Annotated in this window: 16 protein-coding genes, 1 other RNA gene and 1 pseudogene; 8 read left to right on the forward strand and 10 right to left on the reverse strand. The window is 63.4% G+C overall.

All coding sequences use genetic code 11. From position 1 onward, the window contains the following. Nucleotides 1-20: 20 nt before the first annotated feature. Together BKE09_RS06430 and sugE are read right to left on the reverse strand one after the other, a co-directional pair. Nucleotides 21-10,913, reverse strand: a complete 10,893-nt coding sequence (locus BKE09_RS06430; RefSeq protein ID WP_075675212.1) for an autotransporter-associated beta strand repeat-containing protein — start codon at nucleotides 10,911-10,913, stop codon at nucleotides 21-23. Nucleotides 10,914-11,272: 359 nt separating this feature from the next. Further along, nucleotides 11,273-11,590 carry a quaternary ammonium compound efflux SMR transporter SugE gene (gene sugE, locus BKE09_RS06435; protein ID WP_010483859.1) on the reverse strand — a complete coding sequence of 106 codons (318 nt, stop codon included), beginning with the start codon at nucleotides 11,588-11,590 and terminating at the stop codon, nucleotides 11,273-11,275. 300 nt (nucleotides 11,591-11,890) lie between these two features. Here sugE and ffs point away from each other — a divergent pair. After that, nucleotides 11,891-11,987: signal recognition particle sRNA small type (ffs, locus tag BKE09_RS06440), an RNA gene on the forward strand. Between the two features lie 87 nt (nucleotides 11,988-12,074). On the opposite strand, the gene BKE09_RS06445 is transcribed toward ffs, so the two are convergent. Genes BKE09_RS06445 through BKE09_RS06455 form a run of 3 tightly spaced genes read right to left on the reverse strand, consistent with a single transcriptional unit; the run spans nucleotide 12,075 to nucleotide 13,977 of the window. After that, entirely contained in the window at nucleotides 12,075-12,464 is a 390-nt protein-coding gene (locus tag BKE09_RS06445) for a DUF4440 domain-containing protein (RefSeq protein WP_075675213.1), read from the reverse strand. Continuing rightward, on the reverse strand, nucleotides 12,461-13,228 hold the full coding sequence (locus tag BKE09_RS06450; protein WP_075675214.1) for an MBL fold metallo-hydrolase: 768 nt from the start codon (nucleotides 13,226-13,228) through the stop codon (nucleotides 12,461-12,463). Before BKE09_RS06450 ends, BKE09_RS06445 begins: the two co-directional genes overlap by 4 nt. Then, entirely contained in the window at nucleotides 13,228-13,977 is a 750-nt protein-coding gene (locus BKE09_RS06455) for a 3-deoxy-D-manno-octulosonic acid kinase (protein ID WP_032958195.1), read from the reverse strand. The genes BKE09_RS06450 and BKE09_RS06455 overlap by 1 nt, the downstream gene beginning before the upstream one ends. 20 nt (nucleotides 13,978-13,997) lie before the next feature. On the opposite strand from BKE09_RS06455, the gene BKE09_RS06460 reads away from it, so the two are divergent. Continuing rightward, entirely contained in the window at nucleotides 13,998-15,044 is a 1,047-nt protein-coding gene (locus BKE09_RS06460) for a glycosyltransferase family 9 protein (protein WP_075675215.1), read from the forward strand. An 18-nt stretch (nucleotides 15,045-15,062) separates the two neighbouring features. Here the strand turns inward: BKE09_RS06460 and BKE09_RS06465 are convergent, their stop codons facing one another. Further along, entirely contained in the window at nucleotides 15,063-15,467 is a 405-nt protein-coding gene (locus tag BKE09_RS06465) for a DUF6165 family protein (protein WP_075675216.1), read from the reverse strand. Nucleotides 15,468-15,618: 151 nt separating this feature from the next. On the opposite strand from BKE09_RS06465, the gene BKE09_RS06470 reads away from it, so the two are divergent. The 6 genes from BKE09_RS06470 (at nucleotide 15,619) to BKE09_RS06495 (ending at nucleotide 22,258) form a co-directional block, all read left to right on the forward strand. Beyond that, the gene (locus tag BKE09_RS06470; protein ID WP_075675217.1) at nucleotides 15,619-16,131 is read left to right on the forward strand and encodes a helix-turn-helix domain-containing protein; all 513 of its coding nucleotides are present in this window, start codon (nucleotides 15,619-15,621) and stop codon (nucleotides 16,129-16,131) included. A gap of 20 nt (nucleotides 16,132-16,151) precedes the next feature. Continuing rightward, nucleotides 16,152-17,486, forward strand: coding sequence for a beta-ketoacyl-ACP synthase II (gene fabF, locus BKE09_RS06475; protein WP_075675218.1), 1,335 nt, complete (start codon nucleotides 16,152-16,154; stop codon nucleotides 17,484-17,486). Nucleotides 17,487-17,829: 343 nt separating this feature from the next. Continuing rightward, a complete protein-coding gene (locus BKE09_RS06480; protein ID WP_240502881.1) occupies nucleotides 17,830-19,101 on the forward strand; it encodes a site-specific integrase in 1,272 nt (423 codons plus the stop codon). A 621-nt stretch (nucleotides 19,102-19,722) separates the two neighbouring features. Further along, nucleotides 19,723-21,132: a J domain-containing protein gene (locus BKE09_RS06485; RefSeq protein WP_075675219.1), complete on the forward strand. Its 1,410-nt coding sequence runs from the start codon at nucleotides 19,723-19,725 to the stop codon at nucleotides 21,130-21,132. Nucleotides 21,133-21,167: 35 nt separating this feature from the next. Continuing rightward, the gene (locus BKE09_RS06490; protein ID WP_197572745.1) at nucleotides 21,168-21,377 is read left to right on the forward strand and encodes a hypothetical protein; all 210 of its coding nucleotides are present in this window, start codon (nucleotides 21,168-21,170) and stop codon (nucleotides 21,375-21,377) included. 5 nt (nucleotides 21,378-21,382) lie between these two features. Next, nucleotides 21,383-22,258 carry a hypothetical protein gene (locus BKE09_RS06495; RefSeq protein WP_075675221.1) on the forward strand — a complete coding sequence of 292 codons (876 nt, stop codon included), beginning with the start codon at nucleotides 21,383-21,385 and terminating at the stop codon, nucleotides 22,256-22,258. A gap of 67 nt (nucleotides 22,259-22,325) precedes the next feature. On the opposite strand, the pseudogene BKE09_RS06500 reads toward BKE09_RS06495, so the two are convergent. The 4 genes and pseudogenes from BKE09_RS06500 to BKE09_RS06510 form a co-directional block, all read right to left on the reverse strand. Then, nucleotides 22,326-22,603 (reverse strand): annotated as a pseudogene (locus tag BKE09_RS06500) (integrase core domain-containing protein); the annotation flags it as partial. Between the two features lie 360 nt (nucleotides 22,604-22,963). Beyond that, nucleotides 22,964-24,598 (reverse strand): hypothetical protein, encoded by a 1,635-nt coding sequence (locus BKE09_RS06505; RefSeq protein ID WP_075675222.1) that lies wholly within the window; start codon nucleotides 24,596-24,598, stop codon nucleotides 22,964-22,966. 109 nt (nucleotides 24,599-24,707) lie between these two features. After that, nucleotides 24,708-24,836, reverse strand: a complete 129-nt coding sequence (locus tag BKE09_RS23835; protein ID WP_275576704.1) for a hypothetical protein — start codon at nucleotides 24,834-24,836, stop codon at nucleotides 24,708-24,710. Continuing rightward, nucleotides 24,836-25,273, reverse strand: a complete 438-nt coding sequence (locus BKE09_RS06510) for a hypothetical protein (RefSeq protein WP_075675223.1) — start codon at nucleotides 25,271-25,273, stop codon at nucleotides 24,836-24,838. Before BKE09_RS06510 ends, BKE09_RS23835 begins: the two co-directional genes overlap by 1 nt. Nucleotides 25,274-25,486: the final 213 nt, after the last annotated feature.

A 25,486-nucleotide genomic window follows, 5' to 3' on the forward strand; every position in this document is an offset into this window, starting at 1 on the left:
TCTACCACTGGCCCGCTCCCTTAGAAGCCTACGCGCAGGTTGATCTGCCCACCCACATCGCGGCGGCCATCACCATGCTGGCCCTGCACGAACATCGACAGCTGGCTGTTGCGACCAAGGCCGACCGCCACACCCACCTGGCTGACCAGTGCGTTGCGTGCCATCACCGCGCTGTAGACATCGAAGGCATCGCCACCGACCGCGAAGCGGTTGCGGCTGGCCACGTCGGTATCACCCGATGCATGCTGCCAGCCCAGGCCGACGGTCAGCTGCGCCGGGAAGCGCTCGCCGCTGCCCACGTCCCAGCGGCCGCGCACGCCCACCGTGCTGACGTTGAGCGTGTCCTTGCCGCCTTCCAGCACCAGTGCGGCACTGCCGCCCTGCTCCACCGCACGATCACTGTCGACCCAGTGCCGGGTGAACTGCACATACGGCTGCAGTTGGGTCCTGCCATGGGTCCAGGTCCAGCTGCCTTCGACCTGGGCAATGGTCACGTCCGAATCCTGGCGGCTGTACAGGGTCTGGCTCAGCAGCGGCACCTCACGAGTGGTACGCGTGCGGTAGTCACCGCGCGACACGCTGCCACCAACCGCAAACCCGTTGTTCCATTGTCCCTGTGCGTACAGGCCGAACGTGTTGCCACGCAGGCGGGCCCGCGAACTGCGATCGTACAGGCGCGTGTCCAGCCGTTCGTTGCCGGCCGCCGCACCCAGCACCACGTGTTCACCCAGCCGCCAGTCCACACCCGCCATCACCGCATTGCGGTTGGAACGGATCTCATCACCGTTGCCATCGCCATCCTGCTTGAACACCTTGCCACTGCCGGCCAGCCAGGCCGAGGCGCGCTCGCCACGCACGGTCGGCAGCTCACTGCCCAGGCGCTGGCGGATCCCCTCTTCCAGGTAGTTGTCGTACAGCAGCACCGCGCGGCTGGCCGCGTGCACTTCACCGGAGAGCTGGTCGAATGCGCTGCGCGCAGTGCCGGCGTCATACATCAGCACCGTGTTGTACAGGCCCAGCGCCGCACCACTCTGTGGCAGGCTGTCCAGCGCTGCAGCAGTGTTGTACTGGTTGCGCGTGTTGGCCACGGTGGTGAACGCTGCGGTCTGCGCCACATCGATCTGCAGGTTGGCCGTGTTGGCGGTGTAGACCGGGGTGATGGTCAGGAAGGCCGACGGCGAGGTAGCCGAGGCGAACTGTCCACTCACGCCACCGCCCGCATTGACCACCGTGTACTGCTGGCCCTGCTGGTAGCTGGTGCTCGGCGAAATGGTGTTCACCTGCACCGTGCTGCCGCCCACGTTGGCAGTGCCGCCCACCTGCACCGTGTCGCTGCCGCTGGCACCCAGATCGACGCCCAGCGTGCTGCCCGGCGACAACGTCAGGTTGCCGCCCACCGTGATCGTGCCGGTGCCGTTGCCTGCGCCACTGCCGTTGCCCGGGCCATTGCCCGGCGACAGCACACCGCCGCTGGATACCGTCACGCCACCGCCGGTGCCACCGATGGTGCCGGTGCCGGACAGGGTCGTACCGCTGCCGATGGTCCACTGGCCGCCGATGTTGCCGGTGACATTCAGGCCACCGCCGGTGACCTGGCCGGTACCGCTGAAACCACCGCTGTTGCCGCCAAGGTTCAGACCACCCGGGCCGGCCTGCACGATGCTGCCGCCGCCGCTGATGCTGCCACCCAACGTGGTCGTGCCACCGGTGTTGATCACCAGGCCACCGTTGTTGGTGATGTTGCCGGTGATCGAGCCGCTGGCCCCACCGTTGCCGACCTGCACGGTGCCGCCGGCATTGATGGTGGTGCCGCCGGTGTAGGTGTTGTTGCCGGTCAGGGTCACGGTGCCGGTACCGGCCTGGGTCAAGCCGCCGCTGCCGCTGATGGTGCCGCCGACGGTGGTGTTGCCGCCCACGTTGAACACCAGGCTGCCGTTGTTGCTGACGTTGCCGGCGATCGCACCACTCGCGCCACCATTGCCGACCTGCAGCGTGCCACCCGCGTTGATGGTGGTACCGCCGGTATAGGTGTTGTTGCCGGTCAGGGTCACGGTACCGGCGCCGGCCTGGGTCAGGCCGCCGCTGCCGCTGATGGCGCCGCCGACGGTGGTGTTGCCACCCACGTTGAACACCAGGCTGCCGTTGTTGGTGACGCTGCCACCGACCGCTCCGGTGGCGCCGCCATTGCCCACCTGCAGGGTGCCACCGGCGTTGATGGTGGTCGGGCCGGTATAGGTGTTGTTGCCGGTCAGGGTCAGCGTGCCGCTGCCGGCCTGGGTCAGGCCGCCACTGCCGCTGATGGTGCCGCCCAGCGTGGTGTTGCCGGCCACGTTGGACAGCAGCGTGCCGTTGTTGGTGACATCACCGACGATTGAACCGGTCGCACCGCCATTGCCCAGCTGCAGCGTGCCACCGGCATTGATGGTGGTACCGCCGGTGTAGGTGTTGGTACCGGTCAGCAGCAGCGTACCGCTGCCGGCCTGGGTCAGGCCGCCACTGCCGCTGATCGTGCCACCCAGCGCGGTGTTGCCGGCCACGTTGGAAATCAACGCACCATTGTTGGTGATGTCACCGGCGATGGAGCCGGTCGCACCGCCGTTGCCCACCTGCAGCGTGCCGCCGGTATTGATGGTGGTGCCGCCGGTGTAGCTGTTGTTGCCGACCAGGGTCAGCACACCGCTGCCCGCCTGGGTCAGGCCACCACTGCCACTGATCGCGCCACCGACGGTGGTGTTGCCGGCAACGTCGAAGACCAGGCTGCCGTTGTTGGCGACATTGCCGGTGATCGCACCGGTCGTACCGCCATTGCCCACCTGCAGCGTGCCACCGGCATTGATGGTGGTCCCACCGGTATAGGTGTTGTTGCCGGTCAGGGTCAGCGTGCCGCTGCCGGCCTGGGTCAGGCCACCACCGCCGCTGATCGTGCCACCCAGCGTGGTGTTGCCGGCCACGTTGGATACCAGCGCGCCATTGTTGGTGATGTCACCAATGATCGCGCCGGTCGCGCCGCCGTTGCCGACCTGCAGCGTGCCGCCGGCATTGATGGTGGTCCCACCGGTGTAGGTGTTGTTGCCAGTCAGCACCAGCGTGCCGCTACCGGCCTGGGTCAGGCCGCCGCTGCCACTGACCACCGCACCCACGGTTGCCGTCGTGCCAAGGTTGTAGACCAGGCTGCCGTTGTTGGTGATGTCGCCCAGCACCGAACCGGTGCTGCCACCGTTGCCGATCTGCAGCGTGCTGCCACCGTTGATGGTGGTGCCACCGGTATAGGTGTTGGCGCCACTGAGGGTCAGCGTGCCGGTGCCGCTCTGCACCAGGCCGCCGGTGCCACTGAGCACGCCGCCGAAGGTGGTGCTGCCATTGTTGCCGCCGGTGGTCAGGGTTGCACCACCCAGCACTACACTGGATCCGGTCACGCCGGCCAGGCCTCCGATGCTCTGGCTGCCACCGGCGCTGATGTCCAGCGTACCGGCACCGGCCAGGTTGACCGTGCTGGCACCGGACAGGCTGCCACCGGCCGCCACCGCCAGCGTGCCGCTGTTGATGGTGGTGGTGCCGGTGTAGGTGCTGGCGCCGCCCAGGGTGACCGTCGCCGTGCCATCCTTCAGCAGGCCGCCGGCACCGCTGATCGGGCCGTTCAAGGTCAGGGAGTTGCCGCCGGCCAGGGTCAACGTGCCGCTGGCCAGCTGCACGGTGTTGGCCAGGGTCAACGTGCTGGTGCCGTCCAGGCTGGCGTTGCCGCCCACGGTCAGCGTGCCGGTTCCCAGCGCACCGTTGTCGCCCAGCACCAGGCCACCGGCGTTGAGTGCCACGCCGCCGCTGAAGGCATTGCTGCCGCTCAGGGTCTGCACGCCGGCGCCGTTCTTCACCAGGCCACCGGTGCCGGTGATGTCACCAGCGAACGTAGTGTTGCCCACGCCATTGAGTGTCAGCGTGCTGCCACCCAGCGCCACGGTGCTGCCGGCCACGCCGGCCAGCGAGCCGATGGCCTGCGGGCCACCCGCACTGATGTCGAAGGCGGTACCGGCGTTGGCCAGGTTCACCGCACCGGTCGCAGCCAGGCTACCGCCGGCGCCGATCGCCAGCGTACCGGCGTTGATGGTGGTTCCACCGGTGAAGGTATTGGTGCCAGTCAACGTCTGGGTACCCGAGCCTTCCTTGATCAGGCCACCGGAGCCAGCGACCGAACCACTGAACGTGCCATTGGTGGCGTCTCCGATCGTCAGCGTGTTGGCACCCAGATTCACCGTACCGTTGCCGATCAGGGTACCGAACTGCTGCGTGCCGCTACCCGCCGACAGATCGAAGGTCGCACCCGAGGCCAGGTTGACGATGCCACTGGCGTGCAGGCTCGCGCCGGCACCCAGTGCCAACGTGCCGGCGTTGATGTTGGTGCCACCGGTGTAGGTGTTGGTGCCGTTCAAGGTCAGCGTCGCTGCACCCTCCTTGGTCAGACTGCCGGTACCGCTCAGGTTGCCATTGAGGGTGAGGTTGTTGCTGCCGAGGACGGTCAACGCGTTGTTGAGGATAAAGTTGTTGGCGAGGCTGACCGCAGTGTTCGAATCGAGCGTGGCAGCGCCTCCGACCGTCACCGCACCGGTGCCCAGCGCAGCATTGTTGCCGACCACCAGGCCACCGGCGTTGAGCGCCACGCCGCCGCTGAAGGTACTGGCGCCATTGAGCGTCTGCACGCCCGCGCCGTTCTTGATCAGCCCGCCATTGCCGCTGATCGCACCGTTGAAGGTGCTGTCCACGGTGCCGCCCAGGGTCAGCGTGCTGCCGCCCAGCGCCACCGTGCTGCCGGCCACGCCGGCCAGCGAACCGATGGTCTGGTTGCCCGCGGAGATATCGAGCGTGCCCGCACCGGCCAGATTCACCGCGCCGGTCGCGGCGAGGCTGCCACCGACACCGATCGCCAGCGTGCCGCTGTTGATGGTGGTACCACCGGTGTAGGTGTTGGCACCGCTCAGGGTTACCGTGGCCGCACCGTCCTTGATCAAGCCACCCGTACCCGAGATCACGCCGCCCAGTGCCAGCGCCTGGCTGCCGAGCAGATCGAGGTTGGCACCCGCTGCCAGGTTGATGTTGTTGGCCAGGCTGGCACCGGTCGATGCATCCAGTGTCGCATTGCTTCCGACCGTCAATGCACCGCTGCCGAGCGCGGCGTTGTTGCCGACCACCAGGCCACCGCCGTTGAGTGCGACGCCACCACTGAACAGATTGGCGCCACCCAGCGTGAGGATGCCGGCGCCATTCTTGACCAGGCCACCGGTACCGGAAATCGCGCCATCGAAGAGGCTGTTGCCCACACCACCAAGTGTCAGCGTCTGCGCCCCCAGGCTCACCGTCGAGCCGGCCACGCCATTCAACGACCCGATGGTCTGGCTGGCCCCTGCGGTGGAGATATCGAAGCCGGTGCCTGCAGCGCTCAGCGTCACCGCGCCGGAGGCTGCCAGGCTGCCGCCCGGACCAATCGCCAGCGTACCGGCATTGATGAAGGTGCCGCCGGTGTAGGTGTTGGCACCAGTCAGCGTCTCGATGCCCGTACCGACCTTGGTCAGACCACCCGTGCCTGCGATCGAGCCACTGAAGGTGCCATTGGCGGCGCCGCCGACTTCGATCGAGTTGGCGCCGAGGTTCACCGTACCGTTGCCGACCAGGGTGCCGAACACCTGCGTGCCGCTGCCGGCAGACAGATCCAGCGTGGCACCGGTGGCGAGGTTCACGGTACCGCTCGCCGCCAGGCTGGCGCCGGCCCCCAGCGCCAGCGTGCCGGCGTTGATGTTGGTGCCACCGGTATAGGTGTTGATGCCATTCAAGGTCAGCGTTGCGCCGCCATTCTTGGTCAGGCTGCCGGCCCCGGAAAGAACACCGTTGAGTGTCAGCGCATTGCTGCCGAGCACGGTCAGCCCGGCGTTGAGCGCGATGTTGTTGGCCAGCGTTGCCAGGCCGGTGGTATCCAGCGTGGCGGCACCGCCGACGGTCAAGGTACCCGTGCCCAGCGCCGCATCATTGCCCAGCACCAGCCCGCCTGCGTTGAGTGTCACGCCGCCACCAAACGTGTTGGCGCCGGACAGCGTCTGTACCCCGGCGCCCACTTTCACCAGGCCGCCGCCACCACTGATCACGCCATCGAACGCGGCGTTGCTGGCGGTTCCGAACGTCAATGAATTTCCGCCCAGCGCCAGCGTGCTTCCGCCCACGCCACTGAGTGCTCCGATGGTCTGGCTGCCACTGGCACCGGAGATATCGAAGCCAGCGCCTGCGCCCAGCGTGACATCACCCGCCGCGGCAAGGCTGCCACCGGTTCCCAGCGCCAGCGTACCGGCGTTGATGGTGGTACCGCCGGTATAGGTGTTGGCACCGGACAGCGTCAGCGTGGTGGCACCATTCTTGATCAGGCTGCCGTTGCCACCGATCACACCCGACAGCGTCAGCGCATTGCTGCCCGGCAATGTCAGTGCGACACCCGAGCCCAGCGTGACCGCATTGCCGAGTGTCGCTGCAGCACCCGCATCCAGCGTGGTGCTGGCATTCACCGCCAGCGCGCCGGTACCGAGCGCACCATTCGCACCAACCACCAGGCCACCGCCGTTCAAGGTCAGGCCGCCACCGAAGGTATTGGTGTTGTTGAGGGTCAGCAGGCCCGCACCATTCTTGACCAGGCTGCCATTGCCGGCCACCACGCCACCGAGGGTGACGTCATTGCTGCCACCCAGCGTCAGCTGCGTACCGGCACCGAAGTTCACCGCATTGGCGAGGTTCAGCGCCACCGTATTGTCGAGACTCACCGCGCCACCCACGCCAAGCGCGCCAGTCCCCAACGCACCGGCATTGCCCAGGACCAGCCCGCCACCATTGAGCGCCAGGCCACCGCTGAAGGTATTGGCACCGGACAAGGTCTGGATGCCGGTACCGGTTTTGACCAACCCGCCCGTGCCACTGATCACGCCATCAAACGTGGCGTTGGCATTGGTGCCGAAGGTCAGCGAGTTGCCGCCCAGTGTCAGCGCGGTTCCGGCGACGCCGTTCAAGGCGGCAATGGTCTGGTTGCCACTGGCGCCTGAAATATCGAACCCTGCGCCGGCGTTGCCGAGGGTGACATCGCCGCCAGCGGCGAGGCTGCCGCCAACGCCCAATGCCAGCGTGCCGTTGTTGATGGTGGTGCCACCGGTGTAGAGATTGGCGCCGCCAAGCGTCAAGCGTGTCGCCCCCTCCTTGATCAGCCCGCCGGCACCGAAGACCGGCGCGGTAAGCGTCAGGTCATTGCTGCCAAGCACCGTGAGGTTGGCACCGGCCGCCAGGCCAACAGTGTTGCCCACGGTGAGTGCCGTCATTGCATCCAGCGAGGCGTTGCCCCCCACATCCAGTGCACCGGTACCCAGGGCCAGCGCATTGCCAAGCTGCAGCACGCCCGCGTTGAGGCCAACCCCACCGCTGAACGTGTTGGGACCATTCAACGCCAGCGTTGCCGCACCGTTCTTGACCAGCCCACCGGTGCCGCTGATGACACCGCCCAGCGACACGTTCTGGCTGCCCAGCAGGTTCAGTACTGCACTGGTCCCGAGGTTCACGCTGTTTGCCAGGTTCAGCGCCACCGAACTGTCCAGCGTGGTATTGGCCCCCACCGACAATGCACCCGTACCCAACGCACCGGCATTGCCGAGCAGCAAGCCGCCGCCGTTGACGGTCAGCCCGCCACCGAAGGTGTTGGCGCCATTGAGGGTCAACGTGCTGGCACCGTTCTTCACCAGCCTGCCCGCACCGGACACCACCCCACCCAGCGTGATCGCCTGCGAACCTGGCAGCGACAGCGCGGCACCCGCCCCCAGTGCCACGTCGTTGCCCAGGTTCAGCGCTGCACTGCCATCGAGCGAGACGTTGCCGCCAATGCCCAGTACCCCCGTCCCCAGCGCTCCGCTGTTGCCCAGCAGCAGGCTGCCGGCGTTTGCGTTCAATCCACCGCTGAAAGTGTTGGTGCCGTTCAAGGTCAGTATCGACGCGCCATTCTTGACCAGGCTGCCGGTGCCGGTGATGTTGCCGCCCAGGGTGAGATTCTGGTTGCCCGGCAAGGTCAGCGCCGCGCCGAGGTTGATCGCATTGCCCAGGGTGAGCGCAGCAGTGGTGTCCAGCGAACCGTTGCCACTGACCGTCAGCGCACCGCTTCCCAGCGCACCGGCATTGCCCAGCACCAGGCCGCCGGCGGCCAGGTTCAGGCCACCGCTGAAGGTATTGGCGCCGGTCAGCGTCTGGATGCCGGCCCCTTGCTTGACCAGACCGCCGGTGCCACCGATCACGCCGGCGAAGGTCTGGTTGGTGGCATCACCGAAGGTCAGCGTACTGCTGCCCAGCGTCACCGTGCTGCCGGCGATGCCGGACAGTGCACCGATGCTCTGGTTGCCGCCCAGCGAGATGTCCAGGTCAGCACCCACGCCGGCCAGGCTGACCGCTCCGCCGGCAGCAAGGCTTCCACCGCTGCCCACCGCGACCTTGCCGGCATTGATCGCCAGGCCGCCGCTGAAGGTATTCGCACCGCCCAGCGTCAGCGTGGCAGCGCCGTTCTTGACCAGGCTGCCGGCACCACCGATCACGCCGCCCAGGGTCAGTGCATTGGAGCCCAGCACATTGAGCGAACCGCCTGCGCCGAGCGTGATGCCATTGCCTACGGTCAGCGCGGCGCTGGAGTCGAGCGTGACCGCGCCGCTGACATTCAGCAGGCCGGTACCCAGCGCACCGCCGTTGCCCAACACCAGGCTGCCGGCGTTGAGCGCCAGGCCGCCGCTGAAGGTATTGGCACCGTTGAGTGTCAACGAGGACGCACCATTCTTGATCAAGCTGCCGGTTCCGCCGATCACCCCGTTGAACGTGAGCGGCTGGCCGCCAAGCAGGTTCAGGCTTGCACCCGCACCGAGGTTGACTGCATTGGCCAGCGTCAGCGCCGTGGTGCCGTCGAAGGTGGTGTTGCCGCCGACGGAGAACGTCCCACTGCCCAGCGCGCCCGCATTGCCCAGCAACAGGCCTCCGGCGTTGAGCGCAACACCGCCACTGAGGCTGTTGACCCCCGACAGGGTCTGCACACCGGTGCCGAGTTTGATCAGGCTACCGGTACCTGCAGCGAACGTTCCGCTGTAGCTGGTATTGCCCAGTCCGCCCAGGGTCAGCGTGTGGCTGCCGAGGTTGACCGAACCACCGAGGCCGGCCAGCGAGCCGATGGTCTGGTTGGCCGCCGCCGAAAGATCCAGGCTGGTGCCGACCCCCAGCGTGATCGCGCCGGTGGGCGCCAGGCTGCCGCCCGCGCCCAGCGCCAACGCGCCCCCGGCCAGGTTGAAGTTGCCGGTCAGCGAATTGGCACCGTTCAACGTCAGCGTGCTGGCACCATTCTTGGTCACGTTGCCGGCACCGGAAATCGAGCCACTCAATGTCAGCGCGTTGCTGCCCAGCAGGTTCAGCGAGCTCCCGCCATTGATCACCAGATTGTTGCCCAGGTTGAAGCCGACGGCGGAAGTGTCCAGCGACGCTGCGCCGCCCACGGTCAGGGTGCCACTGCCCAGCGCACCGGCATTGCCCAGCACCAGCCCGCCAGCATTGAGGTTGACGCCGCCGGTGAACAGGTTCGCGCCGCCCAGAGTGACGATGCCGGTGTTGTTGACGGTCAGCCCACCAGCGCCTGAAAGGACACCCCCCAGGCCGAACGCATTGGTTCCGGACAGAGACAGGTTGCCACCGAGGCTGAAAGCGTTGGCCAGGTTCAGACCGGCCGTGGAAGCGGCGATAGCACCGCCGTTGGCGGTGAACAGCCCTGTGCCGAAGGAACCGGCATCATTGAAATTGACCAGGCCGTCATTGAGCGTCGTCGACCCGGCTCCCGTCCATGCGCCCTGCAGGTTCCAGGTACCACTGTTGACAGTAAGCTCCCGGAAGTTGAGGTACTGGTTCCAACCCAGCGTTGTCACCGCTCCACCGGTGCCGGATCCCGTACCGGAAACGCTGTTCTGCAGCACCAGTGTGTTGTTGGTGGCACCGCTGCCGGTACCGGCATCGACCGATCCCGCAGCCGCAACCTTCACCCCGGTAACACCGGTAATCACGCCGGCAATGGCGGTGCCGCCGCCGGCCACAACGCTGGAACCCGACACTGCGGTGAAGGTATTTCCGCCGGTTGAATCACCCAGGTGAACGCTGCCACTGACCGCCCCCGCATTGAGGAACGCGTTCCCGCCAGAAGCACCCAGGCCAACGCGCCCGTCGATGGTGCCTGTGTTGGTCACATTGGCTGCCGCGCCGCCATAGGTCACCACCGTGGTCGCGTCGGAGACGCTACCTACGCCGATCAACGACGTACTGATCAGGCCGGCATTGTTGATGGTGGTGGTGCCGTTGACATTCTGTGCCACCAGCGCCTGGCCACCGAAGCCCAGCAGCGTTGCGATGTTGACGACACCCTTGATCTGTCCGCCGGAATTATTGTTGACGAGGATCGCGCTGTTGTTGGCCAGACCATTGCCGACCACCAGTCCGGGCGACGCGAGGATGATCGAGCTCGGATCGATTGTGCCGCTGTTGTTGACCGTCACGTTGTCGCCGGTCAGCGTTGCTGCGTTGCCGCCACCTACGATCGGTGGCGTACGCAGCAACGCACCCGAAGCGATGTTCAGCGTGAGGCCGTTGGTCGCGTTGGAGTAGTTGTTGATGTTGGTGGTGCCGTCGCAGTCGACGGTGGTGGTGCCTGTGCACGCTGCGAATGCCGATCCGCTGGCCAGCGTGGCGGCCAATGCCACCGCCAGCTGGTGCGCCCGCAAGCGCGGCACCCGCACCGTGCAGACCGCACTTCCGCCGGGATTCTGGGCGACCTCCGATGCAACCTGCATTACGCCGAGGGCGCGATTGAAAACCAGACGGTAAATGCGGTTCATCGGTAAATCTCCCTGAAAAGACCGGATGGCACAGCGGGCAGGTTTTTTTGAAGACGATGCGACCCATCCCGGCTCCCGATACGGGAACAAGGCCTGGCGGCATTAACTTCTGGAAATCCTCACATCTTCACGCGGCAGCACCCGGAACAGGCGCGCCAGCGTATCCGTCAAGGCGAAAACTCCCCGGTTTCGCATGACGAATGGCGGCACTGTGCGACCGATGGCGCCAGCGGCATGTGAATCACGCTCGATATTTTTATGACGTACGTCAAATAAATCGGGCGGACAAAATGATTTTGCCGAAAATGCATATACCTGCAGAAAGCGGAGATTCCTTTCTCCACCATAAGCAAATGAATTCAGCTGCTGGAGAGTTTCATCAGCACCAGGCCGGAAACGATCAAAACCGCTGCACCGATCCGCATCGGGCTGACCTGCTCGCCGAGGAACACGATGCCGACCACGAACGCGCCGACCGCACCAATACCGGTCCAGATCGTATAGGCGGTTCCCAGCGGCAGGCTGCGCATGGCCACCGCCAGCAGCCAGAAGCTGGCGATCATGCCGATGATCGTGACCACGGTGGGGGTGAGCTTGGTGAAGCCTTCGGACTGCTTCATGGACACGGCCCACACGATTTCCAGCAGGCCGGCAAACAACAGATAGATCCAGGCCATGACGGCCCTCCTCTTGGTAGGGCCAGGCCGTCCTGGTCTTTGATTCCCGATGTGGGGGAGGTCGTTCCTCCTGGCCGGCATTCTAGCAACGGGGGCCGGCCCCGGCCGCCGCGGCCGGGAACGGGTTACAGCCGATTCAGTGCGTGAAGCTGGCGTCGATGGTCCCGCCTGCGCTAGAATGCGCGTCTGCCCTCGGACAACCGATGTGCAGTCCGGCTGTGGTCTCCGGCGCGACGCGCGCTGCTTCCCCTGATCCGTGAACTGGCCGCCCAATGGGCGGCCAACGTCTCTATGGTGGCCCCGTCGGCCCCTCGCGACGCTAGGTCGAAAACCCCGCCAGGGCCGGAAGGCAGCAACGGTATCGATCGACGCGGGCGCCGAGGTCAGCCGGCGGGGCCACCGCCTTTTCTGCACTGGGGTCAGATCCCTTTGCCCGGCAGAGGGCTCTGACCCTTATGCCGTTCATACCGGGCAACGCCCGCCGCTACCCTGCCTCGGGCGTGCCCTGGTGGAACACCATGCGCCATCCCTCCCCGTGCCGGCGCCACAGCGAACTGCGCAGCACCCAGCGTTGCGGCCGCCCATCGAGGTGATGGCGGCTGCGGTAGCGCACCTGGGCCAGGTCGCGCGACAGCAGCCAGACCGCGTACTGCTCCGATTCGATCTGCACCTGGGCACGCTCCAGCGGAATCTCCACCAGCGCGGCCGCACGGTCGTAGCACCGGCCGGAGCTGCCGATCTCGCTGAATTCCTCATCCAGCAATGCCGCCAGTTGCTCGCGGCCGGCCCGCACGGTTGGCGCATGCAGTGCACGCTCCAGCGCCTCCAGTTCGGCAGCCAACGCCGCGTCTGCGGGCTGGCCGGTACCACTCACGGCGGGTCCTGGGCCAGCACGTGCGGGGCGGTCGGGCTCGCCAGCGGCACGCACTGCCCCGGCTGCGCCACGCGGTGCCCACGCGCAGCCAGCGCCAGACCATCGGCCGCGCTGGCGTAGTGGTACAGCATCATCCGCGCCTGCAGTTCGGCGCTGTACTCACGCTCCAGATCGTCCACGCCGGTATGCGACGGATTGCCGTGCAGGCCGCAGTCGTGAGCGATCAGTTCGTTGTCGTTGGCGAAGCGGGCCAGCATCTCCGGAATCGGCCGGGTATCGCCGCTCCAGGTCAGCGCGCCCTGCAGGCGCAGGCCATAGGCGGTTTCCGGCCAGTGATGGCGCACCGGAAACACCTCCAGGCGCACGCCTTCATGCCAGAACGCCTCGCCCACCACGATCAGCTGGAACGCATCCCAGAAGTTCGCACCGCCCTCGGCCAGCACGTTCGGGTAATCCCCGATGCGCTTGTGCAGCAGCGGCACCACCGTGGCAGGCACGTACAGGCGCACCTTGCCACGCCGGTGCGCATTGAAGAAGGTATCCACGAACAGGCGCTCGAAGCCGGCCACGTGGTCCAGGTGCACATGGGTGACGAACAGCGCCTGCGGCATGTGTCCGTAGTGCGCCTTGAACGCGGTCAGACCCTCGCCACCACAATCGATGGTCAGCCACGGACGCCCATCCCGCTCGATCACCGACATCGGCGACCCCAGCTCGACCGCGGACGCATTGCCGACGCCGAGGAAACGCAACGACCAGTCCATCAGGTGCCCCGGTTCCAGGCCATGTCATAGGCGCGACGCAGCCGCGCGTAGTCCTTCTGCACGTCTTCCACGCTGCGCTCGCCGCGCAGCTTGATCAGCGAGCGCAGCAGGCGCTTGAGGTTGCGCTCGCGCCAGGCGGTCGCGGGGATGCGGATCACGCCGCGGTCGAAATCGATCAGCCAGCCATGGCCACTGCCATCGAACAGGATGTTGTGCGCGTTGAGGTCGGCATGGTCCAGCCCGGCACGGTGGAAGCGGGCGATCAGGCGCCCGGTCTCCTCCCAGGGAGCACCCCGGCCGGCCACCAGTGCGCGGTCGGCCAGCGAGCGCACGCCCTCGATCCGCTCCATCAGGATCGCCGCCCGGTAGCGCAGGCCCTCGCGCATGTAGAACGCGGCGATCGGCCGTGGCACCGGCAGCTTTTTCTCGCGCAGGGCGCGCATCAGCCGGAATTCGGCGAAGCTGCGGGTCCGGTCCGAGCCGCGCCAGAGGTACTGGTCATGGCTGATACGGGCCGCCATGCCGCCGCGCAGGTAGTGGCGCAGCACGCTGGCACCGAACGGCGCATCGACGAACCAGGCACTGCCACGGCCGCCCTCGCCCACCGGCCGGGCCCTGCTGCCCCAGTGCTGGGGCGAGAACAGGCCGATCTCGGCTTGCCGCAGCCGCTCGCGGTCGAACAGAATGGCCCCGATGCCGCGACCCTCGCGGCATGGCGTCAGCGCTTCATTGGCGTCGAATGCGACCATTTCATTGAGTCTAACAACACATGGCATCAGCGTCCTCCTCCTTGTGCCTCCTGCGCCTGTCCGCACTTGGCGATGTCACCCACGTGGTGCCCCTGGTGCGTACCCTGCAGGCCGCGCGCCCGGACACGCCGATCCACTGGATCATCGACAAGGTCGGCCACAAGCTGCTCGACGGCCTGCCCGGCGTCACCTTCCATGCCTACGACAAGAAGAGCGGCATGGCCGGGGTCAAGGAACTGCGCAGGCAGCTGCCGCCGGGGCGCTTCGAAGCGCTGCTGCAGATGCAGGTCGCGTTCCGCGCCAACCTGCTGTCGGCCTTCATTCCGGCCGAGCGCCGCATCGGCTACGACCGCAGCCGCTCGAAGGACCTGCATGGGCTTTTCATCAACGAACGCATTCCCGACCGTCCCGGCATCCACGTGCTCGATGCCATCGGCAGCTTCTGCGAACCGCTGGGCCTGCGCCAGACCGAGGTCAGCTGGGACCTGGCCGTGCCGCAGTCCGCATATGAGTGGGCCGCCGCGCAGTGGCAGGACGATGGTCGCCCGGTGCTGATGATCTCGCCGTGCTCCAGCCACGTGCGCCGCAACTGGTACGCCGACCGCTACGCCGCAGTGGCCAACCACGCGGTCACGCGCGGCTGGCAGGTGGTGCTGTGCGGTGGCCGCAGCGAACTGGAGCGCAGCATGGCCGACGCCATCCAGGCACAGCTGCACACACCGGCACTGGACCTGGTCGGCAAGGACACGCTCAAGCAGCTGCCTGCCCTGCTGGCCCGCGCCAACCTGGTGATGACGCCCGATTCCGGCCCGATGCACATCGCCAATGCGATGGGCACCAAGGTGCTGGGCCTGCATGCGGCCAGCAATCCGAACCGCAGTGGCCCGTACTCGGACCGCCGCTACTGCGTGGACCGCTACGACGATGCGGCACGCAAGTACCTGGCCAAGCAGGCCGCCGATCTGAAGTGGGGCACCAAGATCGAGTTCGATGATGTGATGGAACTGATCACCGTCGAAGACGGTATCGCCGCCTTCGAACGCTACGTCGCCGATCACCTGGGGTGAGCGGCAGGCTGCCCGGGATTACGCGCGCTGCGCGTAATCCTGATAGGACTTCTCTTCCACGTACGCCGAACCCAGCGCCAGGTTGATCGCCTTCTTGATGCGCGCGCGTTCGTCGTTGCGCAGGTAGACGCTGCGCGCCAGGTCGATGAAGCCCTGGTCGAACGCCTGCGCCTTCTCCTTCAGCCGGATGTCGTCCTCGATATCCCACAGCTGCTCGTTGACTGCCTTCAGCTCGGCACGCAGCCTGGCGACATCCTTCACCGCCGCCGGGTGTGCCATCCAGGTCTGCTCCAGCGCCGAGAGCTCCTTGCGCACATTGGCCAGCTTGCCCTCGTCACTGATGCGCTCGGACTTGATCTGCAGGATCGAGATCTTGTCCAGCAGCTCGCCGAAAGAAACGGGGACGAGGATTTCAGCGGTCATCGGGGAAAGCTCCAGCAAGTGATGTGCACATGGTAACCCGCACCTGCGCGATCGCTGGCAGACACGGGCGCAGCACCTCCGCCTGAACCGGCAACGGCACGGCGACCGCCAGTAACTTCCATATTTGAAGTTACTGGATTACGCTGCCCGCATGAGAACGACCCGCTTCGCCACGATGGAATGCCCGACGGCACGGGCACTGGACTGCATTGGCGAGTCCTGGAGCATGCTGATCCTGCGCGACGCCTTCCAGGGCTGCCGGCGCTTCGACGACTTCCAGCAGAGCCTGGGCATCCCCGCCAACACCCTCACCCGCCGCCTGAAGCATCTGGTCGACAACGGCCTGCTGCAGAAGCAGGCCTACAGCGAACGCCCCCCGCGCCATGAGTACGTGCTGACCCCCAAGGGCCAGGAGCTGTTCCCGGTGCTGGTCGTGCTGTTCGACTGGGGCAGCCGCCACCTCACCCCTGAAGGCACCGCCGTTTCGCAGATCGACCGCGGTAGCGGCGCGCCGCTGCAATCGATGGTGGTCGACCGCCACACACGCACGCCGATCACCGTCGATCGCGTCCTGCTGCAGCCGGGCCCGGTGGCCTCCGAGCAGGTCAGGCAACGCGCCGCACAGGTCGAAGCGCTCTGGAAAGACGTCCCCCTGCCCGAATGAACCCCACGGTCCCTGCCACCATGAACACCGCTTCTGTTTCTCCCCCGTATCCGCTGGGCTATCGCCGCGTTGTGGTCACCGGCATCGGCATGATTACGCCGCTGGGCATGAACGTGGCGACCAGCTGGCGCAACCTGCTGGACGGCCACAGCGGCGTGCGCCCGATCGATCGCTTCGATGCCACGCACCTGCCCTGCCGCGTCGCCGGACTGCTGCCGCACGGCAACCGCGCAAGCGGCGGCTTCGATCCGACCGACTGGGCCGACAGCAAAGAACTCAAGAAGATGGACGACTTCATCGTCTATGCGCTGGCCGCTGCGCATGAAGCCATCCACGATGCCGGCTGGTTGCCGCAGGACAACGCACAGCGTGACCGCACCGGCGTCATGGTCGGCGCCGGCATCGGCGGGCTGCCCGGTATCGAAGCCACCGCGCGCGTGCTTGAGCGAACCTCTGCGCGGCGCATCTCGCCGTTCTTCATCCCCTCCACGCTGATCAACCTGGCCGGCGGGCATATCGCCATCCAGTACGGCTTCCGCGGCCCTGCGCATGCCGCCGTGACCGCCTGTGCGTCAGGGGCCCATGCCATTGGCGATGCCGCGCGGATGATCGCGCTGGACGACGCCGACGTCATGATCGCCGGTGGCACCGAAGCAGCGGTGTGCGAACTCGGCATCGGCGGGTTCTGCGCGGCGCGTGCGCTGTCGACGGCCTTCAATGACACACCGGAGCGCGCGTCGCGGCCCTGGGACGTGGATCGCGATGGCTTCGTCATGGGCGAAGGCAGCGGCATCCTGGTGCTGGAGGAATACGAGCACGCGCGCCAGCGTGGCGCCCACATCCATGCCGAGATCGTCGGCTATGGCATGTCCGGCGATGGCTACCACATCGTATCGCCGCCGGAGGACGGCAATGGCGCCGCCCGCGCGATGCAGGCCGCCCTGCGCCGCGCCGGCGTCGCCCCGGAGCGCATCGACTATCTGAATGCCCATGCGACCTCAACCATGGCCGGCGACCTGGCCGAGATTGCCGCCATCAAGAGCGTGTTCGGCACACACGCCACCACGGGTGCGATGTCGATCTCTTCAACCAAGTCCTCGATGGGCCACCTGCTGGGCGCCGCCGGCAGCGTCGAAGCCATCCTCTCGATCCTCGCACTGCGCGACCAGGTTGCACCGCCCACCCGCAACCTGGACACCGCATCAGAGGCCTGTGCCGGGCTCGACCTCACCGCGAAGGTGCCGCGACACCGCCGCATCGATTACGCGCTGTCGAACTCGTTCGGCTTCGGCGGCACCAACGCCAGCCTGGTGTTCCGCAGGTTGCCGGAACAGGACATCCCCACTACGGCGTAACTCCCGCTGTGCATCCACGCATGGCGTGGATCTACTGGTCCATCTGGAGGAACAAGCCCCACCAGGAAGGGGGCCCACACGTTGCGCAGCAACGCGTGGGGCGACGCGCAACGCGCGTCGCATCCCGCGCCAGATAAAGAAAAAGGGCTGCCTTTCGGCAGCCCTTTTTCTTTATCTGGCGGAGAGGGGGACTGCCATAGATCCGTCCAAGGAAATCCAGTGGCATCGCAAATAGCATATATTTGACATTTAATTTCAATGGCTTACAAGTGACATCATCCAGCACCGTCCAGCAACGCCCATCACCACCCAACGCGAAATGGCATACCAGATGGCATACTGGATGGCATACCAGATGGCATACCAGGCACGCATGGCACTGCTAACCGACATCAAAGCTCGAAGCATCACTCCCGGAAGCGCAGCACTGCCACACGGCGGAGTTACCGGCCTGAGTCTGCTTCCTTCACGCACCCAGAAGGGCCAAGGCAAGTGGGTCTTGCGCTACGTAAGCCCTGTCACTGGCAAGCGGCGCAACGCCGGCCTAGGCAGCTACCCGCACGTGGGCGTCGCTCTTGCCGGCAAGCTGGCTCGCGAGATGCGCGAAGAGATTGCACTGGGGCAAGACCCCCTGGCGATCAAGGAGACCCCTGTGGCCGCACCGGTGATGCCATCCTTCCAAGAGGCAGCAAAACAGGTACACGCCGAACTGAAGCCAGGCTGGAAGAATGCCAAGCACGCACAGCAGTGGATCAACACACTTACCGAATACGTTTTCCCCAAGATCGGCTCCCTACCGATGGATCAACTTCAGCCTCGTCATATGGCCGATGTCTTGCGCCCGATCTGGCTGGAAAAAGCAGAGACCGCTTCCAGAGTAAAGCAGCGTTTGCATGCCGTGATGGCCTGGGGCTGGGCACACGGGTTCAACCAAGCCAACCCCGTGGATGTAGTCACACATCTGTTGCCGGTACAACCCAGCAAGACGGTCAGACAAGAGCATCAACCGGCCATGCCTTGGGCCGACATCCCGGCGTTTGTAAAAACCAGACTGGCGGATACAAACGAGCTAGATGTCACCAAACGTGCGCTGCTGTTTTTGATCTTGACCGCTGCGCGCTCTGGCGAAGTCAGGGGAATGACTTGGGATGAGGTCAATTTGCGCAACAAAGTCTGGATCATTCCTGCCGATCGCATGAAAGCCAGCCAGACCCATCGTGTCCCACTCTCTGAGCAAGCCATCACTTTGCTGCAGGTACAGGCAGGGAAGCACGATCATCTGGTCTTCCCATCGATCCAGTCCCGAACAGTCCTCTCGGACATGACCCTAACTGCGCTATTGCGCCGCCTGAAGGCCCACAGCGATAGCGACAAGCGGATAGCCACCGCGCACGGCTTCCGGTCAAGCTTTCGCGACTGGTGCAGCGAGGAAGGCTATGCTCGGGATCTTGCTGAACGCGCGCTGGCCCACACTGTCAAAAACAAGGTCGAAGCTGCCTATCACCGCACTGATCTGCTGGAGCAACGACGCCCCATGATGCAGGCATGGGCTGATTTCATCCTTCCCAGACCTGGTCCGGACTGCTCCAGTCAGCCCATAGACCGACACAAATAGTGTTCGAGACATCCGGCCTCAACTCAATCTCTGGATCTACCACGACAAGTTGAACAGGGCTCTACTCCCATCTCACTTGGATGAGTGTGGACAGCCCGGCAGATGGGAAGTAGTAATATCACTAACACCACTCCCATCGCGCCACAGCTCACAGCTGTGGCCATCGACGCCCATGAAAACCTTGCCTGTGACAGTCTGGCCTGTCCGGGACGCCTCATCGTCCCTACCTCTCCCCGTTCTGGGTAGCACTGCCGCCTGCGGCTTCCCCAGTCCTGCTGAAGACTTCTTCCGGGGAGAGGATCGCTTGGATCTCAATGCCAAGCTGGCACCCAACCCACCAGCAACGTTCCTGGTACAGGCCGACTGCGGCGGCGCTGCACCTTCGAACGGCAGGTAACGGAGCTGCAAGTACGGGACGCACTGATCAACCGCTCCAGCCAATTGGGCGGACCGAAGATGCAACAAAGCCTCACGTCGATGCAAAACAGGCATGGCTACCTAAATCTGCTTTGGGATCCCCCAAAAAACGGAATCCCCCCCTTCCATTCATCATTGATGCTATTCTTTCAAACAATTTTGACGAAAAGTCAAAGGCGTGAAAGGAAACATCAGGGGGGATGCATGTTGGAAAAGGATTATTACGAAGTGCTGGGAATCCGCCCCAGTGCGTCAATCGACGAAATCGATCTCGCGTACAAGGGACGGAGGAGCCAGTATCACCCAGATCGTTATGCCAGCTCCGATTCCGAGACCCTCGCTTGGGCCACGGAAAAAATGAAGGAACTGAACGCGGCCTACGCCATTCTTAAAGATCAGAGTGAGCGGGCTCGGTTTGATCAGCAGCGCGGGAAGCAATCTGCCAAACCGGCCGCTTCACCACCACCTATTCCGGAGCAAGACGAACACAGGTCGTTGCTGGAATTTCTTCAGCGGCATGCACCGGACAACGAGTTCTTCCAGAAGATACATGTCGCTCCCAACATCCCGCAGAAAAAGCTGGGTGGTGCTCTGGAAAGCTACGGCAGAGGGCTAAACCCACGCAATGTCATCGCGCTGATCGACGACACCGTCTTTGGAAGTGCCAAAGAGGGCGTGCTTATCACAGAGCATGAGGTCAGATTCAAGGCGGTCTTCGAATCCCTCTGCTCGGTCCAAGTGGAAAAGATCGAAAGCATCGAGGCTTATAAGAGCAGGATCAAAGTCAATGGGCATGATTTTGGGAAACTGAACGTACCTGACTCAGATGAAGTCCATCATTTCTTTGATCTCTTCAATGCCTTTTGTCAGCAGCGCCGTGCCAATGCGCCGCGCGAGACCAGGTACAAGCGCCCGGCTTCTTCCGGAACAGGACATAGAGCCATCACGCTGCTGGAAAAGGGCTACTACAAGACTTTTGAGCAAAATATAGGAAAGAAAATCAGGGCCACTGAAGGAGCGGAGCAAGCGGTCATGCAGCTTGCCAACCTGCTGCTGCCGATATCCCTCTCGCTTGGAGAATGGATTGAATCAGACAGCGCGGTTCCTCGCGACGTGCGTTCACTCTGGACGAGCGACGCCATTCGCTTTGAGCTCCTTACATACTCAATCGCCGCCGCTGAGCATTTGATCAGAGCAAACATTCCGGACGCGCGTGATTATGCGGATGAGATCGCAGCAGCTACTGCGACTGCCATGCTGATCGAATGCATCATCGATGTCAGTGGCCTCAAGGCCATCAGAGGCCTCCACAAGATGGAGATCATCCAGCAGGAGCTAAGGAATTCGGGATTCTTCAACGAATTCATGCGTAGATGGAGCCGATACAAGCTCCTGATATCAGAACGGGATGCCTCCGGCTTGATTGATGAGTTCGAGCATTCCATCCGCTCGCCCGCGCTTATGGAGCTCTACCCAGTGACCGCGTTCGGCAACGAGTTCCTGGTCTTCATGCGCGAGGCAACAGACGCATATCTGCCCACGGATGCCATTCCCGGATTTCTGGATGAAGTTGACGATAATATCGAGAGCGCACTTCTTGAGTGGATCGCCTAGTATCTAAGAAACAGCTTAAAAATCAAGGAATGACCGTGAAGAAACTGGCCGTAATTTATTTCATCATTGCAATCATCTTCGCTTTCTACGGAAACTGGTGGGGCGACGACGCTTACAGGGGCTTTGCATACAACCTGGGCAAATCATTTGTCTGGCCTGTAATCATCTTCCCGTCGCTTGGAAAGATACTCGGCGGCATTGTTCTACTTGGCGTACTGGGTCTGGTATTGGCATCGAAAAGGTGAACTAAATGGCAAAGAACACAACAATCATCATCATGACGATGATCCTTTCGATGCTACTTGTGGCATGCGATGGAAAATCGCGAAGCAGATATGTGGCCAGCTGTTCCGCTCAGGGCATCCCGAAAGAACTGTGCTCGTGCTCGTACAAGGAACTGAAAGGAAAGTTCAGCACCAAACAGATCGACGACTATGTTCGGGGCGAGAAGCTTCCGGACCGGGAATGGAATGGGGCACTGGTCGACACGCTGGAGAGCTGCGGGGTCGGTAAAGAAGCCGCTTTCGTGGTCAGACGCGCGCTCGGGCTTGACCTGCCGGTAGATCTTCCAAATCCGTCACTTGCCACGCCCCCCGCAATGCAGCAGCAGGAATCTCAGCTCCCTTTGCAAGAGCCGGAATTCTCGCAATGCGGAAAGGATACTGACTGCAAGGGTGACCGGATATGTGAGTCTGGTCAGTGTATTGCACCTTACAGTGCCGGCTCCATGCAGTCACCTGTGGAGCCTGCATACACATCGCTATCAACTGATGCGACGACATGCACAAACGCTGAGCGGCTGATCTTTAGCTGCACCACCACGAACCAGAAGCAGGTAGCGCTTTGCGATTCTGGCTCGGAGCTGCGATACATCTTCGCGCGACGTACGCAGAAGCCCGAGATGAACCTCTCTGTCCTCCACAGCATGGTTTCAGTGGCGCGAACCTCGTCGATGGAAACGGTCAGGATTCCTACGGGAAATACGGTCTACAGTATCTTCGACCAGACTAGTGAGAGTGGCGCCAGGGAGGCGGGGGTCAATGTCGAGATCAATGGCCGTCACGCCGCAACAGTTCAGTGCGAGCCATCGTCAGTCACAAACCTAATCGACAACCTTCGTCCATAGGTGAGCGTGTGCAGGGTTTTTTGTGTAACTGAACCGCTCCGACTTTCTTGGAGGCACTGGATTTGATTCAGGCCAATTTGGCCTGACCGGCTTGCTGCCGATAGTAAGCCGCTTCGGCTTCCGCTGGCGGGATGTTCCCGATCGGCCCCAGCAGTCATTGGTGGTTGTACCAGTACACCCAGTCGAGCGTGGGGCCAGCTCCACCTGATCGCGATTGCGCCACGAATGCCGATGGATCACCTCGGCCTTGTACAGCCCATTGGTCGTCTCGGCCAGCGTGCTGCCATAGCTATGGTGCACGCTGCCCGCCGACAGTTCGACCCCGGCCTCGGCTAGTTGTGTAGCGACCCATCGGTTCCTGCTCAGGTCATGCTACTAACAACCAAGCAGTTGGACAGCGCCGCCAAACGAAGTGGTCACAGCAGCCAGCCAGTTGGACTCTTGGCATGGCACCGATGTCCGCTTTCGGCCAGAAGCGGACATGGCGATCCTAGTCAGGCCGCCCCGATAAGGACGGCCGCGGCCGACTAGCAAGCCGACGTGCAGCTCGACCCTATTCTGGACCTGCGACGCTGGTCGGCTCTTCACATGGCGGGTCTTCTACTTCATCTGGGCCGGGCACGTCGGCAGCCCTGGTCCGGAGCAAAAGGGGAACCCAGAGCTGCGGCGGGAACGGCGTCCTGAAGTGACGACATGCCATCGCGATCACCACCCAAGATTTACCGCGGAGAGCGTATCCAGCCTGACTATGGCCTCGGACTCAGCCTTCTTCATCTCTGCTCGTAGCAGGTCGCCAATCTTCTCGGGGAACTTGAGAAGTGCCTCGGTCGTGCCGCTTTCATACTGCGCCGGCTGGCGGTAGATCAGCGACTCGGTGAGGTCATCGGCGTACCAGAGCTGCATGCAGACCCCTTCGAAGGCCGAGCCATAGCGCTCGCGCAGGAGTTGGTAGACCTCATCGTGACCCAAGATGAGGCTCCAGTACATCAGTGTCGGCACCAGGGTACTAAGCTGACGCAGCTTCTCCACCTGGTCCTCAGAGAGTTCGCCCACCTCCATCGCGACGAGGTCATCAAACGAGTCGGTCGCAACGGGGAAGTGCTGCTTGACCTTGAACGCGAACGACACGCGGGCAGCCAAGTCATCCAGCCATTGTTTCGCCGCCTCACGCTTGTCAGTGATAAACAGCAGCAAGAAGGCTAAGGATAACTCGATCGCATTGCCATCGTAACGAGGCGACCCCGAGGACGCATTGTTCTTGATGACCGCGATCAGCGTATCTGCAACCACATCAGCATTGGCCGCCGTCACGGCCGCCGCCTCTTCGTTGCCTTCTTCCAGTGCCATCTCAGCATGGTGTTGTTGCATGAGACCTATCTCAGCCAGGATCCCGATTTGCTCGAGAACCTTCTCTGTTACCAACGCATTCTCGCTAGCGAAACCGGATAGCCCGTCCCTTGCCCTGAAGAATTGCTCAAGCTTGGCGAAGTAGGCCGCACAGATGCGTTCGTGGATCTGACAGATATCGCGAAAAGCTGAAATAGCAGGGCGATACTTGAAGAGGTTCCGGGCCCGGATTGCCTCCCACGCCCAAAGGCAGCAGCGCTCTCCCATCTTGAACGCATTAAGCAGGTTGCCCTCCTCATTTGCCCAGCGAAAAACAATCTCCAGCACCAATGCCACGGTTTTCAGCTGACGAATGAACAGCTTCCGCCGGGTGTTGTTTAGCGTCTGCGTCCCGTCGTGGCTGTCGATCAGCAGTACCTGGGCGATCTTGTACGCGTGCCTCAGGTCATAGTCCCTTGAGCCAATCAAGGCAATGGCACGACGAAGCTCCGCCCGCTGTGACGGATCGATCGCATACTCGTCCAGCAAGTGCGTATCGACCATGTCCGCTAGGTCGTCACCGGACCAGAACTCAAACCCCAGGTTAGACGTGGTGTGTCGATTGATGTAACCCGTGTAGTCCTGCTGCACTTCCTGCTTAAGCTCGCCGGTGGAGCAGATGACCACCTTGACCGGCAATCCTTGGTGCTCTTCTCGCACCGAGGTATGCAGGTAGGAGTCCTGAATCTGGTTCAACGTTGCACGAACCGCATTGACGCCGTCATCCCAGTCCCGACGACCCAAATCGCCGACCTTAAGCACGAACAAATAGAGCGTCTTGACGCCGTCCCTGTCCTTGCCGACGGCTGCTATGTCCACTCCATTCTGGCGCACACCGACCTGTGCTCGACTTATGGGGATAAGCTTCATGCGGGCGAGCAGATCCGGAAGCAGCCGGTCCAGCTCTCCCGACTCCCTGAGCTGGCTCAGGAACTCCTTAATGATGAGCCTCATGCCCGGTCATCCTCCAGCTTGCCGAAGATGAACTGACGGCGCTGCATATCGCTGCCGACTTTATCGATCGTCTCGCTGCGTGGCACCGCTACTGAGTGTGATGCCGACATCATCGGCGTGTCTCTCCTATTTCGCCGTCTCTCATGAAGAACATGGAGCGCCCGGCTTTAAGCGGAATCGACTTGGCGATCTGGCGGAATAAGGAATCTTTACTCGCTTCTTCGAAAGCCTCATTCATCAATCTCCCTCGCTCCTTCTCAACCTGATCATTTGCTCGGATGAGGGCCGCAGCTCTTCCGCCACCGGCAGTGCCTTTAGCGGGTCGTAGTAAGCGCGCATAGCCTCAAGGATCTGCTGAGCCAGTCGAGTCTGCGGATCCTCTACGCCCGTCGCGACTAACGGCTCCAGATGTTCCCTTGTTGCTACGGGATAGTCGTGCCCGTTGAACCTAACCATCACTTCGAGAACCAACGGAAACACCCTCGTCTCGGCATCGTGCGTGCGTATCATTGACCAGACCAGTGAAACACGCTGTTGATCACGAAACACATTGGCCAGCGTTCGCCGCAAGAGATGAAGCAACCCGCCCGAGGTAAGCGCATCCAGAGCAGCTACCGGAAAGGCCATATCCCGCGCGTCCCTCAGACTCAGCTCATCTAGAATCTTTCGGGCCATGCTTTGGTAACCACCATCTTCCAGAGATGCCCCGGATGAACAACCTACTGGGAGATCACATCTAGTCAGCCCATAGACCGGCACGAATAGTGTTCAAGACATCCGGCCTCAACTCAATCTCTGGATCTACCACGACAAGTTGAACAGGGCTCTACCCCCATCTCACTTGGATGGGGGTGGACAGACGGGCAGATGGGAAGTAGTAATATTACT

Source organism: Stenotrophomonas sp. TD3 (assembly GCF_001939825.1).
In the GTDB taxonomy this organism is placed as follows: domain Bacteria; phylum Pseudomonadota; class Gammaproteobacteria; order Xanthomonadales; family Xanthomonadaceae; genus Stenotrophomonas.